Consider the following 15,314-nt stretch of genomic DNA (forward strand, 5'->3'; position numbering starts at 1 on the left):
CCCGCAGTTCCCGCAGTTCCCGCAGTTCCCGCAGTTCCCGCAGTTCCCGCAGTTCCCGCAGTTCCCGCAGTTCCCGCAGTTCCCGCAGTTCCCGCAGTTCCCGCAGTTCCCGCAGTTCCCGCAGTTCGGACGGCTCATGCGATCTTCCGGTTCCGCATGCGCGACGTGATTCGCAGGCGCAGCGGCACGCCGCATTCGCCGACGAACCGATGAACGCGCCGTCCGCCGAACCTTGGCTGAACGTGCTGCTGAGCGCACTGCACGCGGCCCAGCTCGCGCTGCTGCATGCGGCGCACGCGCTCGGCATCGCGGGCGACAGTCACGGCCAGCCCGCATGGCCATGGGCGCGACGCGTCGCCGCCGAGACGCTGCGGCTCGATCTCGGCGTCGCTCGCGCGCTCGGCGCGGCGCTTGCGATGACCTCGGCCGCCGCGCTGATCGCGGCCATCGCGCTCGTCTGGCGGCGGCGTCGCATCGTCCTGCTGTCCGTCGCCGTGCTGTCGGCCGCATGTGCGCCGTGGCCCGCGCCGTCGCTATGGCTCGCCGACGCCGTGCCGACCAGCTTCCGGACGAACCCCGAGCCGTTATCGGTCGCGTCGGCGATGCACGGCGCGCGCCTGTACGCCGCGCACTGCGCGGCCTGCCACGGCGACGACGGCCGCGGCGAAGGTCCGCTCGCCCGCACGCTCGGGCGCTGGCCGCCGACCGTCGTCGGTCCGCTGCTCGGCCGCCGTCTCGACGGCGAGTTGTTCTGGCGCGTGGTCGCCGGCATGCGCGACGCGCACGGCGCGCAGACGATGCCGGGCTTCGCGGGCCGCCTGTCGGACGGCGATGTCTGGGCAGTGCTCGACTATCTGACCGTGCTCGCCGCGCACGGCGGCGCGCAAAGCGGCGACGGCTGGCCGCTGCCGGTGCGGCTGCCCGCGCTCGACGTGCGCTGCGCGGACGGCGCGCCGCAGCCGCTCGCGCACTGGCGCGGCGGACAGCGCGTACGCGTCGTCGCGCTCGGCGACCGGGACGCGCCGCCCATCGACGATGCGCGCTGGCAGACGCTGCTCGTCACCCGCGACGGCCGCGCGCCCGCGACGTCGAGCGCGGCCGGCCGCGCCGCCTGCGTCGCGGCGACGCCCGGCGCATGGGACACGTTCGCGGCGCTCGCGGGCGTCGAGCCGCAGGCGTTCGCCGGCGCGCAGTTGCTCGCCGACCGCGACGGCTGGCTTCGCGCGGCGGCCAAGCGCGGCGAGCGCGGCTGGCGCGACGCGGATCTGCTGTGCACGTCGGCGCCGCCGTCGCGTCGCTCGGCCCGGCCGTCGCGCGGCGGCGGCGATGCGCTGACCGCGCTGCTGCTGCGCATCGATGCGCAGCCGGTGCGCTACGTGCAGGGCGGCTTCGCGCATTGACGCATCGGCCGAATGCGCAATGCGCGCCGCGCGAAGCCCGCAAAAGCGCCGGAAATGCGGCGAGCGGCGCCACACGGATTGAACTTTTCGGATCGGCGCGAAAGTTCGAATTGTGCGATTCGAGCGATTCGAGCGATTCGAGCGATTCGAGCGATTCGAGCGATTCGAGCGATTCGAGCGATTCGAGCGATTCGAGCGATTCGAGCGATTCGAGCGATTCGAGCGATTCGAGCGATTCGAGCGATTCGAGCGATTCGAGCGATTCGAGCGATTCGAGCGATTCGAGCGATTCGAGCGATTCGAGCGTTTCGAGCGTTTCGAGCGTTTCGAGCGTTTCGAGCGTTTCGAGCGTTTCGAACTCGCCGAAAACTCCGAGCACATCGAGCACATCGAGCACATCGAATGCATCGACGAACCAACCCACTTCCTCGGACTATTCCGATACCACCGACCACATGACCACGAACCTCGCCCCTCCGAGCAAGCCGGACGCCCCAATCGACACGACCGCCCCAAGCGCCCCAAGCGCCACGCGCCGTTCGATCAGCTCGTTCGACATCGCCCGCCCGAACCTCGACCGACCGCCACTCGACACGCGCACGTCCAACGCCCCGCTGACATCGACATCCCACGCCTCCCGACGTCGATTCCTCGCGTACGCCGCCGCGACCGCACTCGCCGCGCCGCTCACCGCCCGCGCGCAAACCGGCGGACAAACCGGCAGGCAAGCCGCCACGCGCGCGCTGCTGAAAGCCGGCGACCAGAAAGGCGGCCTGCGCGCGCTGCTCGAAGCGGCGGGCGCGCTCGCAGGCGTTCCATACGACATCCAGTGGTCCGAGTTCCCCGCCGCCGCGCCGCTCGCCGAAGCGCTGAACGCGGGCGCCGTCGACTGCGGCCCGATCGGCGACGCGCCCGTGATCTTCGCGCTCGCGTCCGGTGCGCGCGTGAAAGTGATCGGCGCGAACCGCTCGGACCCATACGGCACCGCGGTCGTCGTCGCGCCCGACGCGCCGCTGCGCCGCGCGGCCGACCTGAAAGGCAAGCGCGTCGGCACGACGCGCGGCTCGATCGGCCACTTCGTCACGCTGAAGGCGCTCGACGCGGCGGGCCTCGCGCCCGCCGACGTCGAATTCCGCTTCCTGCCGCCCGCCGACACGATGCTCGCGCTCGCGAGCGGCTCGATCGACGCGTGGGCGACCTGGGAGCCGTACACCGCGCTCGCGGAAACGAGCGGCCGCGCGCGCGTGCTCGTCGACGGGCGCGGGCTGTGGTCGGGCTTGAGCTACCTCGCGGCGACCGACGCCGCGATCGCCGCGAAGCGCGACGTGCTGCACGACTTCCTGCAGCGGGTCGCGCGCGCGCAGATGTGGTCGTATCGGCACGTCGACACGTATTCGGCGACGCTCGCGCGGATCATCGGCATCCCGCCCGCCGCCGCGCGCCTGCAGTTCGAGCGGCGCCGCACGCAGTGGCAGCCGATCGACAAGACGATCGTCGCCGAGCAGCAGCGCACCGCCGATTTCTATCGAAAGGCGGGCCTGCTGAAGCGTCCGCTCGACGTGCGGCCGACATTCGATCGCGGCTTTCCGCTCGCGTCGAGCTAGCGGCGGCTCGTGCGCTTGTCGGGCGCGCAGCGGCGGCGTTTCCCCCGGCAAAACAGCCCTGGATGGCGGAAAGACCGGGCCCCGGACCGGCCACGACGGACATGGCGCACGCTTGCCCACACTGCGTGACGCGACGATCGGCCGTCCCGCCGCCAGCCGCGGCGAACGCGAGGCCGGCCGAGGATTCGCGCGCCCCGCCTCGGCATGTCTGGTGGACACGCTCGGACGCGAACGGTCGGGGACGCGGGCAATCTGGCAGAATCACGCTTCCGCCTGCGTTTTCCTTACTCCGTACCGGTCTCCGTGTTCGAGCGCGCCATGCCAGTCATCAGCGATCTTTTCGTCTATCCGATCAAGTCCTGCGCGGGCATTGCGAAGGTTCGCGCGCAATTGCTCGTCACCGGGCTCGAATACGACCGCAACTGGATGGTCACCGACCCGACGGGCGCGATGATCACGCAGCGTACGCATCCGAAGCTCGCGCTCGTGCGCACGGAGATCGGCGAGCGCGACCTCATCGTCGCCGCGCCCGGCATGCCGGAGCTGCGCACGCCGCTCGCGGCGTCGGCGCTCGCGGGCGCGGAACCGCTCGCGGCGACCATCTGGCGCGACACCGTGAACGCACTCGACACCGGCGCGCATGCGGCGCGCTGGTTCAGCGAATTCCTCGGCACGCCTGCGCGGCTCGCGCGCTTCGCGCCCAATGCGCGGCGCGTGGTCGGCGCGACGTGGACGGGCCCGTTCACGTCGTACGCGCAGTTCGCGGACGGCTTTCCGATCATGGTCGTCGGCCAGCCGTCGCTCGACGACCTGAACGCGCGGCTGCGCCGCAAGGGCGCGTCCGCGGTGCCGATGGACCGCTTCCGGCCGAACGTCGTGCTGACGGGCCTCGACGCCTACGAAGAGGACTACGTCGACTACCTCGACGTGCAGACGGGCAATCGCGGCGTGCGCCTGAGCCTCGTGAAGCTCTGCACGCGCTGCCCGGTCCCGACGATCGACCAGCGCACCGGCGCGCCGGACCCCGCCTGGCCGAACGAACCGCTCGACACGATGAGCGTCTATCGCGGCAGCGCGCAGTTCGACGGCGCGCTGACGTTCGGCAAGAACGCGATCGTCGTGAACGGCGAAGGCGCGTTTCTGGAGGTCGGGCAGTCGGTCGACGCGGAGATCGCGTTCGGCGATTGAGCTCGCCCGCGCTCGCGAAGCCGGGAGCGCGCAAGGGTTTCGAGCGACGAGGCGGCTGCGTTCGTTGCACGTCGGCGGCGCGTTTGCGCCCGCGCGCGCCGGAATCAATCGAGCGCGCCGCCGCACGAAGACGCCCCGGCTCGCCACAATTGGCCATGCCGGCTCGACACCCGCCGTCGACGACCTCGCCGATTCCGTCGATCCTGTCCATCCCGCCGATCCCGCTATCGCGCCGATCCCGTCTGCCACGCATATCGCGCCGATCCTGTCGATTTCGGCGTCCCGTCGATTTCGCGACAAGCGCTCACCCGGTATGCACCGGCAGCGTCACCCGCACGACGAGCCCGCGGCCTTGCGCATGGCGGTCCGCCGGACCATCGCTCGACCGCCCCTCGCTCTCGCTGCTCTCGCTGCTCTCGCCGCTCTTGCTGCTCCTGCCGCCTTCGCCCACCTCATCGCCCTCATCGCCCTCGCCGAGCACATCGTCCAGCTCGACCTTCCCCCAATGCACGCGCGCGATCTCCCGCACGATCGACAACCCGAGCCCCGTCCCCTCGACCGCGAGCGTCGCCAGGCTCCGATAGAAGCGCTCGAACACCGCGTCGCGCTCGTCGGGCGCGATCCCCGGCCCGTCGTCGATCACTTCGAGCCGCGCGAAGTCGCCGTCGCGCGCGACCCGCACCGTGATCACCGCGCCGTCGCCCGCATAGCGGATCGCGTTGTCGATCAGATTGCCGACCAGCTCGCCGAGCAGATCCGCGCGCCCCATCACGTCGACGCTCGCGTCCTGCTCGAAGCCGAGATCGATGCCGCGCGCGCGGGCGACGCTCGACCAGTCGAGCGTCACGCTGCGCGCGAGCTTCGCGAGCGCGACCGGCTTGCGCGCGATCGCCGGCGCGACGTCCGATTCGAGCCGCGACAGCGACAGCAGTTGCTGGACGATCTTCGCCGCCTGCCGCACCGCGCCGTTCACGCGCCGCAGATGCACGCTCACGCGCGCGTGCTCGGCAGGCCGCAGCGCCAGCTCGACACCCGCCTGCGCGGCCGCGAGCGGCGTCTTCAACTGATGCGCGGCGTCGGCGAAGAAGCGCCGCCGCGCGACCTGCATCCGCTGCGTGCGGCCGATGTACTGGTTGATCGATTCGACGAGCGGCGCGACTTCGCTCGGCATGCCGCTCGTCTCGAGCGGCGTCGGGTCGTCTTCCGCGCGCGCGGCGACCTTCGCCGACAACCGGTTCAGCGGCCGCAGCCCGCGCCCGACCCCGAGCCACACGATGCCGAGCGCGAGCACGACGAGCAAGCCCTCCTGCAGCAGCGAGCCGGCGAGAATCTCGCGCGCGAGCGCCTGCCGCGCCTCGATCGTCTCGCCGACCATCACCCAGACGACGCGCGTTCGCGCGCTCGGCACGTCGTGCACGGGCAGCCGCAGCGCGGCCATCCGAAGCTGCTCGCTGCGGTAGACGGCGTCGTAGAACGACGGCGCGTACAGTTGCGCGCCCGCTTTCGGCGGAGGCGGCGGCAGGTCGCGGTAGCCGGTGATCGCCCGGCCATCGTCGCCGCGGATCAGATAGTAGATCTTGCCGCCGTCGTTCGATTCGAACATCTCGAGCGCGAGATACGGCAGATCGACTTCGACGTCGCCGGAGACGAGCCGCACGCCCTCGCGGATCGACTTCAGCGACGACGCGAGCGTGCGGTCGAACGCGACGTGCGCGGCGTTCATCGCACGCTGGTACGTGAGCCACGAATCGAGCGCGAGGAGACCGAGAAACGGCAGCAGCAGCCACAGCGCGACCTGCGCGCGCAGATTGAGCCGCGTCATCGCGGCTGCGCCTCGAGCAGATAGCCGAGCCCCCGCAGCGTGACGATCGCGACGCCGCTGCGTTCGAGCTTCTTGCGCAGCCGGTGCACGTAGATCTCGATCGCGTCGGCGTTCACCGATTCGTCGAGGCCGAAGATCTTCTCCGACAGCGTCTCCTTGTTGATCGCGCGGCCGTTGCGCAGGATCAGCACTTCGAGCACCGAGCGCTCGCGCGGCGTCAGCGCGAGCGCGTCATTGTTCAGACGAAAACTGCGATCGACGCTGTCGAACGCAAGCGGCCCGCATTCGACGCGCGCGTGCTCGTGGCCCAGGCTGCGCCGGATCAGCGCGCGGGCGCGCGCTTCGAGCTCGGTCAGCTCGAACGGCTTCGCGAGGTAGTCGTCCGCGCCGAGATCGAGCCCGCGCACGCGGTCCTCGACCGAGCCGTGCGCGGTCAGGATCAGCACGGGCACCGGGTTGCGCCGCGCGCGCAGCCGCCGCAGCACCTCGAGGCCGTCGAGCTTCGGCAGCCCGAGATCGAGAATCACGAGCGCGTAGTCCTGCGTGTGCAGCACGTGGTCGGCGGCCTCGCCGTCCGCCATGTGATCGACCGCGAAACGCGCGGCGGCGAGCGCGTCGGCAAGCGACTGCGCGAGGATCGGATTGTCTTCGACGAGCAGCACGCGCATCAGCAAACCTCGGGAAATCCATAATCAAAAGAAAGCCATTGCGACGAAAAATGAAAGCGCGCTGAAAGTGCCCGCCGCTTAACATCCGCGTCACTCGAACCAAACAAGACGCAACTGGAGGAAGACATGCAGTACGCACCGGCCGCCATCGCCGCCATTCTTTTCGTCGCCGCAAGCACTGTCGGCGCACAGGTCCCGGCCGGCTATCCGGGTAACTACCAACGCGTGATCGACGCCGCGAAGCAGGAAGGCAAGCTCGTCGTTTACTCGACGACCGACACCGCGCTCGTGCGCCCGCTCATCAAGGATTTCGAAAGCCTGTATGGCGTGAAGATCGAATACAACGACATGAACAGCACCGAGCTTTACAACCGCTACGTCAGTGAAAGCGCCGCGAAAAGCACGAGCGCCGACGTGCTGTGGAACTCGGCGATGGATCTGCAGGTGAAGCTCGTCAACGACGGGCTGATGGCGTCGTACGACTCGCCCGAGACGCCGCACCTGCCGCAATGGGCGCAGTACCAGAAGCAGGCGTACGGCACGACCTACGAGCCGCTCGCGATCGTCTACAACAAGCGCCTGATTCCCGGGAACGACGTGCCGAAGACGCGCGCCGACCTGATCAAGCTGCTGCAGTCGCAGCCCGACAAGTTCAAGGGCAAGGTGACGACCTACGACATCGAGAAGTCCGGCGTCGGCTTCAACTACCTGACGCAGGATGCGCACGTGAACGACAAGGCGACGTGGGAGCTCGTGCGCGCGATCGGCGCGACGGGGCCGAAGCTGCAGTCGAGCACGGGCGCGATGATGGAGCGCATCTCGTCGGGCGAGAATCTCATCGGCTACAACATCATCGGCTCGTATGCGTACGCGAAGGCGAAGAAGGACAAATCGATCGGCTATGTGTTTCCGACCGACTACACGCTCGTCGTGAGCCGCCTCGTGACGATCTCGAAGCAGGCGCGGCATCCGAACGCGGCGAAGCTGTGGGTCGATTACCTGCTGTCGAAGCGCGGCCAGACGCTGATCGCGAACCAGGCGAATCTCTACTCGATCCGCGCGGACGTAGCGGGCGAGACGTCGATGACGAGCCTCACGAAGGACCTCGGCGATTCGCTGAAGCCGATCCAGATCGGCTCGGGCCTGCTCGTCTACCTCGATCAGTCGAAGCGCCTCGCGTTCCTCAAGCAGTGGCAGCAATCGCTCAAGCGCTGAGCCCGCGCGCGTGACCGTTCGCGCGGCCGCCGCCGCGCGAACGCCCCTTTTCACATTCCTTCTCCATCGACGCGGCCCGCGGGCCGCAAGGGCGAACTCATGCTTACAACCAGCACCGGCCGACCGTCCGCGCCCGTGACGCGCGCTCGCGGCGACGGCGCGCCGCCCCCGCCGGCGGCGGGCGGACTCTGGCCGCTCGCGGGCATGCTGCGCTGGATCGTCGTCGCAGTCCTGACGATCGCGGTCGCGCTGCCGATCGCGTTCATCGTGTTCCAGAGCCTGTTGTCCGCGCCGTTCTTCGACGCGAACCGCACGCTCGGCATCGAAGGCTTCCGCTTCATCTTCACCGATCCCGACTTCTGGTCGGCCGTGAAGAACTCGTTCATCGTCGCGGGCGGGATGCTGTTCATCTCGATTCCGCTCGGCGGCATCCTCGCGTTCCTGATGGTGCGCACCGACCTGCCCGGCCGCCGCTGGCTCGAGCCGCTCGTGCTCACGCCCGTGTTCGTGTCGCCGATGGTGCTCGCGTTCGGCTACGTCGTCGCGGCCGGTCCGGTCGGCTTCTATTCGGTGTGGTTCAAGGATCTGCTCGGCGTATCGAGCGTGCCCTGGAACGTCTATTCGATCTTCGCGATCACGCTGATCGTCGGCTTGACGCATGTGCCGCACGTGTACCTGTACGCGTCGGCCGCGCTGCGCAACCTCGGCTCGGACGTCGAGGAAGCGGCGCGCGTGACGGGCGCGCGGCCGTTGCGCGTCGCGCTCGACGTGAGCCTGCCGATGACGATGCCCGCCCTGCTCTTCTCGGGCGTGCTCGTGTTCTTCCTCGGCTTCGAAGTGTTCGGGCTGCCGCTCGTGCTCGGCGACCCCGAAGGCCACCTCGTGCTCGCGACGTACCTGTACAAGTTGACGAACAAGCTCGGCGTGCCGTCGTATCACCTGATGGCGGCCGTCGCCGTGTGCATCATCGCGATCACGTTCCCGCTCGTGCTGCTGCAGCGCCATTTGCTGAAGTCGGCGAACCGCTTCGTGACCGTGAAGGGCAAGGCCGGCCGCCCCACCGTGCTGCCGCTGCGCGCGTGGCGCTGGGTCGCGCTCGCGATCGTCGCCGTGTGGCTCGCGCTCACCGTGATCGTGCCGATCTCGGGCATCGTGCTGCGCGCGTTCGTGACGAACTGGGGCGAAGGCGTGGCGCTCGCCGAAGTGCTGACGGTCGCGAACTTCGTCGAGCTGTTTGAGCAGGACAACCTCGTGCGCGCGATCGTCAACACGCTCGGCATCGGCGTGATCGGCGGCGCGCTCGCGGTCGGCTTCTATTCGCTCGTCGCGTTCGCCGGCCACCGCCGCCACGACTGGGCCGCGCGCCTGCTCGACTACATCGTGCTGCTGCCGCGCGCGGTGCCGGGCCTCCTCGCCGGCCTCGCGTTCCTGTGGATCTTCCTGTTCGTGCCGGGCCTGCGCGAGTTGAAGAGTTCGATGTGGAGCATCTGGATCGCGTACACGGTCGTGTGGCTCGCCTATGGGATGCGCGTGATCCAGAGCGCGCTCCTGCAGGTCGGACCGGAGCTCGAGGAAGCGGGCCGCAGCGTCGGCGCGACGCGCGCGCGCGTGTCGCTCGACGTGACGCTGCCGCTCGTGCGCTTCGGCCTGCTCGCCGCGTGGCTGCTGATCTTCATGATCTTCGAGCGCGAATACTCGACGGCCGTCTATCTGCTGTCGCCCGGCACCGAGGTGATCGGCGCGCTGCTCGTGTCGCTTTGGGCGACGGGCGCGGTCGATCAGGTCGCCGCGCTGTCCGTCATCAACATCGCAATGGTCGGCGCGGGACTCGCCGTCGCGTTGCGCTTCGGAGTGAAACTGCATGGATAAGCTCATCGTCGACGATCTGCATCTGAGCTACGGCGCGAACCCGATCTTGAAGGGCGTGTCGTTCGAATTGAACGCGGGCGAGGTCGTGTGCCTGCTCGGCGCGTCGGGCAGCGGCAAGACGACGCTGCTGCGCGCGGTCGCCGGGCTCGAGACGCCGTCGTCCGGCCGCATCCGGCTCGACGAGCGTACGTTCTTCGACGGCGCGCGCCACGTCGACCTGCCCGTCGAGGCGCGCTCGCTCGGCCTCGTGTTCCAGTCGTACGCGCTGTGGCCGCATCGGACCGTCGCCGGCAACGTCGGCTACGGGCTCAAGCTGCGCCGCGTCGCGGCGGGCGAGATCAAGCGCCGCGTGCAGAGCGCGCTCGACCAGCTCGGCCTCGGCCATCTCGCCGGGCGCTATCCGCATCAGCTGTCGGGCGGCCAGCAGCAGCGCGTCGCGATCGCGCGCGCGCTCGTCTACAACCCGCCCGTGATCCTGCTCGACGAGCCGCTGTCGAACCTCGACGCGAAGCTGCGCGAAGAAGCGCGCGCGTGGCTGCGCGAGCTGATCGTGTCGCTCGGGCTGTCCGCGCTGTGCGTGACGCACGACCAGGCCGAGGCGATGGCGATGTCGGACCGCATCCTGCTGCTGCGCGACGGCCGCATCGAGCAGGAGGGCACGCCCGCCGAGCTGTACGGCGAGCCGCGCACGCTGTATACGGCCGAGTTCATGGGCAGCAACAACCGGATCGACGCGCGCGTCGACGCGGTCGAAGGCGAGCGCGTGACGCTCGCCGGCGACGGCTGGCGGCTCGCGGCGCTCGCGCGCGGCGCGCTGCGGCAAGGCCAGGACGCGCACGCGGTGATTCGCGTCGAGCGCGTGCAGGTCGCGGACGGCCCGGGCGAGAACCGGCTGCCCGCCGAGCTCGTGACGTCGATGTATCTCGGCGACCGCTGGGAATACCTGTTCCATTGCGGCGAGCTGCGGCTGCGCGCGTTCGGCTCGGTGCCGCGCGCGGCGGGCCGGCACTGGCTCGAGTTCCCGGCGAACGACTGCTGGGCGTTCGCGAAGGCGGGCTGACCGAGACCGGGCGCGGCCGGCGGCGGCGCATGCGTCGGATGACGTACTGCCTTTGGCCTGCGTGATGGCGAACGCGATGCGGACAGTGAACGGTGAGCCGTGTCGGGCGACATGCACGCGGAATCGGCCGCATGCGAACGCCGCGACGAATCGCTCGACGCACGCGGCGCCGCCTATTGTTTCGGATCACCCGGCATGACGCCCTCCCCGGCCGCCTCGACGAAATCCCCCGTAGCGCCCCCGTAGCGCCCCTGTAGCGCCCCTGTAGCGCCCCTGTAGCACCACGCAGCAACCCCGCGCCGACATCCGCCGGCGCACCCGGCGCGCGCACGCCGCTCGACGGCGCACGTGCGCGCGCCACCTAAAACAACATCATTCAATCGGAGACACCGAAGATGAAAAAGCACCGCCGCATCGCCGGCAGAAATGCGATCACAGCCGGCTTCGCCACGTGGGCGAGCGTTGCGGGCAGCCACGCGCTCGCGCAATCGAGCGTCACGCTGTACGGCATCATGGACGCGGGCGTCGAGTACGTGAACCACGCGGCGCCCGAGGGCGGCAGCGCGCTTCGCCTCAAGTCGGGCAACAAGAACACGTCGCGCTGGGGCTTGCGCGGCGTCGAGGATCTCGGCGGCGGCCTGAAGGCAGTGTTCCGGCTCGAAAGCGGGATCGACCTCGCGAACGGCGGCTTCGACGACGGCCCCGACTCGATCTTCGCGCGGCGCGCGACGGTGGGCCTCAAGGGCAAGTGGGGCGAGTTGACGCTCGGCCGCAACTTCACCGTCACGTACGACTACATGCTGCCGTTCGATCCGATGGGCTACGCGCAGAACTACTCGTGGGCGACGTCGTCGACGGCGACGGGCGGCCGCAAGGACGGCCTCTTCACGCGCTCGTCGAACGCGGTGCGCTACGACGGCTCGTACGGCGGCTTCCGCTTCGGCGCGATGTACGGCTTCGGCAACGTGCCGGGCAGCATGAAGACGAGCTCGAAGTACGACTTCGCACTCGGCTACGAGAGCGGCCCGTTCGCCGCGGTCGTCACGTTCGACCGCCAGAACGGCGCACGCGACAGTGTGACGCCCGCCGACCCGGTCGACTACGTGCAGGGGATGCATGCGGGCGTCAGCTACGACTTCGGCCAACTGAAAACGATGGCGGGCTACCGCAACTACCGCCGCACATACCACACGACGGCGGCGACGCAACTGAGCGACATGTACTGGATCGGCGGCTCGTACGACTTCACACCGGCGTTCTCGCTGATCGGCGCGGTCTATCACCAGAACATCAAGGGTGGCACCGACGCCGATCCGACGCTCGTGTCGCTGCGCGCGCAATACGCGCTGTCGAAGCGCACGGTGCTGTACGCGGCGGGCGGCTTCGCGATCGCGCAGCATGGGCGGAACGTGAGCCTGTCGCGCGATTCGGCCGGGTACGCCGATACGCAGGTCGGCGTCACGGTGGGGATGCAGCAGCGGTTCTGATCGCCGACGCGCGATGACGCGAGGCGGCGCGCCGTCACCCGGACGCATTCATCGTGAACACCGGGCGCACGCGGCTGTCCGCGTCGTCCCAATGCGCGTGGACGCGCGCAAGCGGCATCGTTTCGGTGTCGATCCGCAGTCCGGCGGCGTCCGCCGCACCGAACACCGCGCGCGCCGCGTTCAACAGGCGCGGCAGCGAAATGCTGCCGATGCCGCTGCCCATCAGCGTGATCGCCGTGGCGCGCAGCACCGCGCCCGGCAGCAATACGTCGGCGCCGCCGATCGTGCCGATCTGCACGAAGCGCACCGGATGCCCATCGGGCGACGCCTTCGCCGCGGCAATCAACGCGGACCGCGCGCTCGCGCCCCACAGATAATCCAGCACGACATCCACGCCCGCGCGGAAATGTGTCTCGAACGCGCGCGCCACCGGTTCGTCATCCTGCGCCAGCGAGATCGTGACATCGGCGCCCGCCGATTTCAGCGCTTCGAGCGCGTCCGCATTTCGCCCTGTCGCGATCACCTTCGCCGCGCCGAGATGTTTGGCGATCCGGACCGCGAGCCGCCCCGACGCGCCGGTCGCGCCGTTGACGAGCACCGTCTCGCCCGCCACGAGCCGCGCGCGCTCGGTCAGCGCCGCCCATGACGACATGCCCGGAATCGCGATCGCGGCCGCCGTGACGTCGTCGAGCGAATCGGGCAACGGAACGCAGTTCGCTTCGGGCACGAGCGTGTGCTCCGCCATCGCGCCGAACGGCGCCTGCGGCCCCAGGAAATAGACGCGCCGGCCGTCGTCGAGACGCCCGGTCCCGTCGACCCCTGCCACGAACGGGAAACGGCCCGTCGACGAATAGTGCGCGCCCGATGCGCGCGCCTGCGCGAGCCGGCTCAACGCGGATGCGGTCACGTCGATCACGCGATGGCCGGCCGATGCGCGCGGCGGATCGAATTCGGCGTAGCTCGGGCGCTGGCCCGCGCCCTGGACAACAGCAGCTTTCATGAAGGCTCCTTGCTCATCGAATTGCAACGGGATCGCGCGATCGCCGCGCGTGGCGACACGCGCGGCGCTGCATCGCGAATCTCGAGTGTGTCGAATGAATCGATCGCTTGCGGCGCGGACAGCGCACCGGCGACGCCGGCCGCCGCGCGCGCATTCGCGAGGCATGCGGCGACGGCGCTGCCGCCGATCGCCATGCCGCCGGCTTCGAGTCGCTCGGTGTGTTCGGGGAAGATCGGTCCGGCTCGCATCGCACGCCGGATCGAATGAACGTGAACGCAGTGTAGGCGTGCACTCAAGGCCAGTCTCCGGTATAAAAGCCATTCGATACGGTATTCAGGCCATGCTCGATCCACTCCTTCCCGTCGAACTCGTGATGTCCTCCGACGGCCCGTTCGTCGCCGCCGCCGAATTGACGCAGCACGACGCGCGCACGACCGCACCGCACAGCCATGCGCGCGGACAACTCGTCGGCGCATCGAGCGGGCTCGTGTCGATCGGGCTCGACGACCAGGACTGGGTGGTTCCCGCGATCCACGCGATCTGGATCCCGCCGCACCGCGTGCATTCGCTGCGCTCGTTCGGCCCGTTTTCCGGCTGGAGCGTCTTCATCGCGCAACACCGGTGCGCATCCTTGCCGGACGCGCCGCGCGCGATCATCGCGTCGCCGCTGCTGCGCGAGGCGGTTCGCCGCGCGGCGAGCTGGCGCGGCGCCGAGCTCGACTGCACGCGCGCGCGGATCGCGGACGTGATACTGGATGAGATCGCGACGGCGAAAGCGGGATCGCTGGGGTTGCCGCGCCCACGCGATCCGCGACTCGTGCGGATCACCGATGCGCTGGCCGGCGATCTGGCGGACAATCGCCGCGTCGACGAATGGGCGGCGTGGGCCGGCATGGCGCCGCGCACGCTGAGCCGCCGCTTCGTGGCCGAGACGGGGCTCACGCTCGCGCAGTGGCGTCAGCAGGCGCGCCTGCTGCGCGCGCTCGAACGGCTCGCGGACGGCGTGACGGTGACGACGGTCGCGCTCGACCTCGGCTACGACAACGTCAGCGCGTTCATCGACATGTTCCGCCGGGCGCTCGGCACGACGCCAGGGCAGTATGTGAGCGCGGAGCCCGGCGAGCATCGGGACGGCGCGCGGCGCGCGCGCCCCTCCGATGCGAGCGATTCGGGCGATGCGGGCGGGGCGCGGAGTCAGTAAGTGCCGTCGCCCGCGCGGGCCGCGCCATCGGCCGATGACTTGAACTGCGCGGCGAGCCGCTCCGCGCTGCGCGCAAGCAGCGTCGTGTCGACGCCGACCGCGACGAACGTCGCGCCGGCTTCGAGATAGCGCCGCGCGGCGCGCGCGTCCGCGCTGAGGATGCCCGCCGCCTTGCCCGCCGCGACGATCGAGGCGATCGCGCGGTCGATCGCCGCCTGCACGTCCGGATGCGCGGGATTGCCGAGATGTCCGAGATCGGCCGCGAGATCGGCCGGCCCGATGAACACGCCGTCGACGCCTTCGACGCGCGCGATCGAATCGATCGCGTCGAGCCCCGCACGCGTCTCGACCTGCACGAGCACCGCGATCCGGTCGTTCGCCTGCCGCAGGTAATCGTCGACGCGATTCCAGCGCGACGCGCGCGCGAGCGCGCTGCCGACGCCGCGGATGCCGTGCGGCGGATAGCGGGTCGCCGCGACGGCCGCGCGCGCCTCGTCCGCGCTCTGCACCATCGGCACGAGCAGCGTCTGCGCGCCGAGATCGAGCACCTGCTTGACGGCGACCGCATCGTTGCACGGCACGCGCACGACAGGATGCGACGGATACGCGGCGATCGCCTGCAATTGCGCGAGGATCGTCGGCACCGTGTTCGGCGCGTGCTCGCCGTCGATCAGCAGCCAGTCGAAGCCCGCGCCCGCGACGACTTCCGCGCTATAGGGATTCGCGAGTCCGAGCCACAGCCCGATCTGCGCTTCGCCGCGCGCGAGCGCGGCCTTGAACGTGTTGTCAGGAATCCGCAT

Annotated in this window: 12 protein-coding genes; 8 read left to right on the top strand and 4 right to left on the bottom strand. The window is 69.8% G+C overall.

The genetic code is table 11. The annotated features are described in order from the left end of the window. Positions 1-209: 209 nt before the first annotated feature. From WS62_RS08525 to WS62_RS08535, 3 genes are all read left to right on the top strand, one after another. Entirely contained in the window at positions 210-1,400 is a 1,191-nt protein-coding gene (locus WS62_RS08525) for a c-type cytochrome (protein ID WP_066570102.1), read from the top strand. A 614-nt stretch (positions 1,401-2,014) separates the two neighbouring features. Then, entirely contained in the window at positions 2,015-3,004 is a 990-nt protein-coding gene (locus WS62_RS08530; protein WP_066570228.1) for an ABC transporter substrate-binding protein, read from the top strand. A gap of 318 nt (positions 3,005-3,322) precedes the next feature. After that, a complete protein-coding gene (locus WS62_RS08535) occupies positions 3,323-4,192 on the top strand; it encodes an MOSC domain-containing protein (protein ID WP_066570103.1) in 870 nt (289 codons plus the stop codon). 304 nt (positions 4,193-4,496) lie between these two features. Here WS62_RS08535 and WS62_RS08540 read toward each other — a convergent pair whose 3' ends face one another. Both WS62_RS08540 and WS62_RS08545 read right to left on the bottom strand, forming a co-directional pair. Then, positions 4,497-6,014, bottom strand: coding sequence for a sensor histidine kinase (locus WS62_RS08540; RefSeq protein ID WP_066570105.1), 1,518 nt, complete (start codon positions 6,012-6,014; stop codon positions 4,497-4,499). Next, positions 6,011-6,682, bottom strand: a complete 672-nt coding sequence (locus WS62_RS08545) for a response regulator (RefSeq protein ID WP_066570230.1) — start codon at positions 6,680-6,682, stop codon at positions 6,011-6,013. Before WS62_RS08545 ends, WS62_RS08540 begins: the two co-directional genes overlap by 4 nt. A 126-nt stretch (positions 6,683-6,808) precedes the next feature. Between WS62_RS08545 and WS62_RS08550 the strand changes: the two genes are divergently transcribed. From WS62_RS08550 to WS62_RS08565, 4 genes are all read left to right on the top strand, one after another. Continuing rightward, positions 6,809-7,897 carry an ABC transporter substrate-binding protein gene (locus WS62_RS08550; RefSeq protein WP_066570107.1) on the top strand — a complete coding sequence of 363 codons (1,089 nt, stop codon included), beginning with the start codon at positions 6,809-6,811 and terminating at the stop codon, positions 7,895-7,897. A 99-nt stretch (positions 7,898-7,996) separates the two neighbouring features. Continuing rightward, entirely contained in the window at positions 7,997-9,766 is a 1,770-nt protein-coding gene (locus WS62_RS08555) for an ABC transporter permease (protein ID WP_066570109.1), read from the top strand. After that, positions 9,759-10,826, top strand: coding sequence for an ABC transporter ATP-binding protein (locus WS62_RS08560; protein WP_066570112.1), 1,068 nt, complete (start codon positions 9,759-9,761; stop codon positions 10,824-10,826). Before WS62_RS08555 ends, WS62_RS08560 begins: the two co-directional genes overlap by 8 nt. A 395-nt stretch (positions 10,827-11,221) precedes the next feature. Continuing rightward, positions 11,222-12,313: a porin gene (locus WS62_RS08565; RefSeq protein ID WP_066570114.1), complete on the top strand. Its 1,092-nt coding sequence runs from the start codon at positions 11,222-11,224 to the stop codon at positions 12,311-12,313. Between the two features lie 34 nt (positions 12,314-12,347). Here the strand turns inward: WS62_RS08565 and WS62_RS08570 are convergent, their stop codons facing one another. Continuing rightward, positions 12,348-13,313, bottom strand: a complete 966-nt coding sequence (locus tag WS62_RS08570; RefSeq protein WP_066570117.1) for a quinone oxidoreductase family protein — start codon at positions 13,311-13,313, stop codon at positions 12,348-12,350. A 340-nt stretch (positions 13,314-13,653) separates the two neighbouring features. Between WS62_RS08570 and WS62_RS08580 the strand changes: the two genes are divergently transcribed. Then, on the top strand, positions 13,654-14,514 hold the full coding sequence (locus tag WS62_RS08580) for an AraC family transcriptional regulator (RefSeq protein ID WP_066570120.1): 861 nt from the start codon (positions 13,654-13,656) through the stop codon (positions 14,512-14,514). On the opposite strand, the gene hpaI is transcribed toward WS62_RS08580, so the two are convergent. Further along, complete coding sequence (gene hpaI, locus WS62_RS08585; protein WP_066570123.1) at positions 14,508-15,314, bottom strand: 4-hydroxy-2-oxoheptanedioate aldolase; 807 nt, start codon at positions 15,312-15,314, stop codon at positions 14,508-14,510. The genes WS62_RS08580 and hpaI overlap by 7 nt on opposite strands.

The organism is Burkholderia sp. ABCPW 14 (assembly GCF_001523835.1).
GTDB lineage: Bacteria > Pseudomonadota > Gammaproteobacteria > Burkholderiales > Burkholderiaceae > Burkholderia > Burkholderia mayonis.

Excerpts from the sequence above, each read along its gene's own strand:
- WS62_RS08525 (WP_066570102.1), top strand. The coding sequence starts at position 210 with ATGAACGCGCCGTCCGCCGAACCTTGGCTGAACGTGCTGCTGAGCGCA.
- WS62_RS08535 (WP_066570103.1), top strand. The coding sequence starts at position 3,323 with ATGCCAGTCATCAGCGATCTTTTCGTCTATCCGATCAAGTCCTGCGCG.
- WS62_RS08540 (WP_066570105.1), bottom strand. The coding sequence starts at position 6,014 with ATGACGCGGCTCAATCTGCGCGCGCAGGTCGCGCTGTGGCTGCTGCTG.
- WS62_RS08545 (WP_066570230.1), bottom strand. The coding sequence starts at position 6,682 with ATGCGCGTGCTGCTCGTCGAAGACAATCCGATCCTCGCGCAGTCGCTT.
- WS62_RS08550 (WP_066570107.1), top strand. The coding sequence starts at position 6,809 with ATGCAGTACGCACCGGCCGCCATCGCCGCCATTCTTTTCGTCGCCGCA.
- WS62_RS08555 (WP_066570109.1), top strand. The coding sequence starts at position 7,997 with ATGCTTACAACCAGCACCGGCCGACCGTCCGCGCCCGTGACGCGCGCT.
- WS62_RS08560 (WP_066570112.1), top strand. The coding sequence starts at position 9,759 with ATGGATAAGCTCATCGTCGACGATCTGCATCTGAGCTACGGCGCGAAC.
- WS62_RS08565 (WP_066570114.1), top strand. The coding sequence starts at position 11,222 with ATGAAAAAGCACCGCCGCATCGCCGGCAGAAATGCGATCACAGCCGGC.
- WS62_RS08570 (WP_066570117.1), bottom strand. The coding sequence starts at position 13,313 with ATGAAAGCTGCTGTTGTCCAGGGCGCGGGCCAGCGCCCGAGCTACGCC.
- WS62_RS08580 (WP_066570120.1), top strand. The coding sequence starts at position 13,654 with ATGCTCGATCCACTCCTTCCCGTCGAACTCGTGATGTCCTCCGACGGC.
- hpaI (WP_066570123.1), bottom strand. The coding sequence starts at position 15,314 with ATGCGGATTCCTGACAACACGTTCAAGGCCGCGCTCGCGCGCGGCGAA.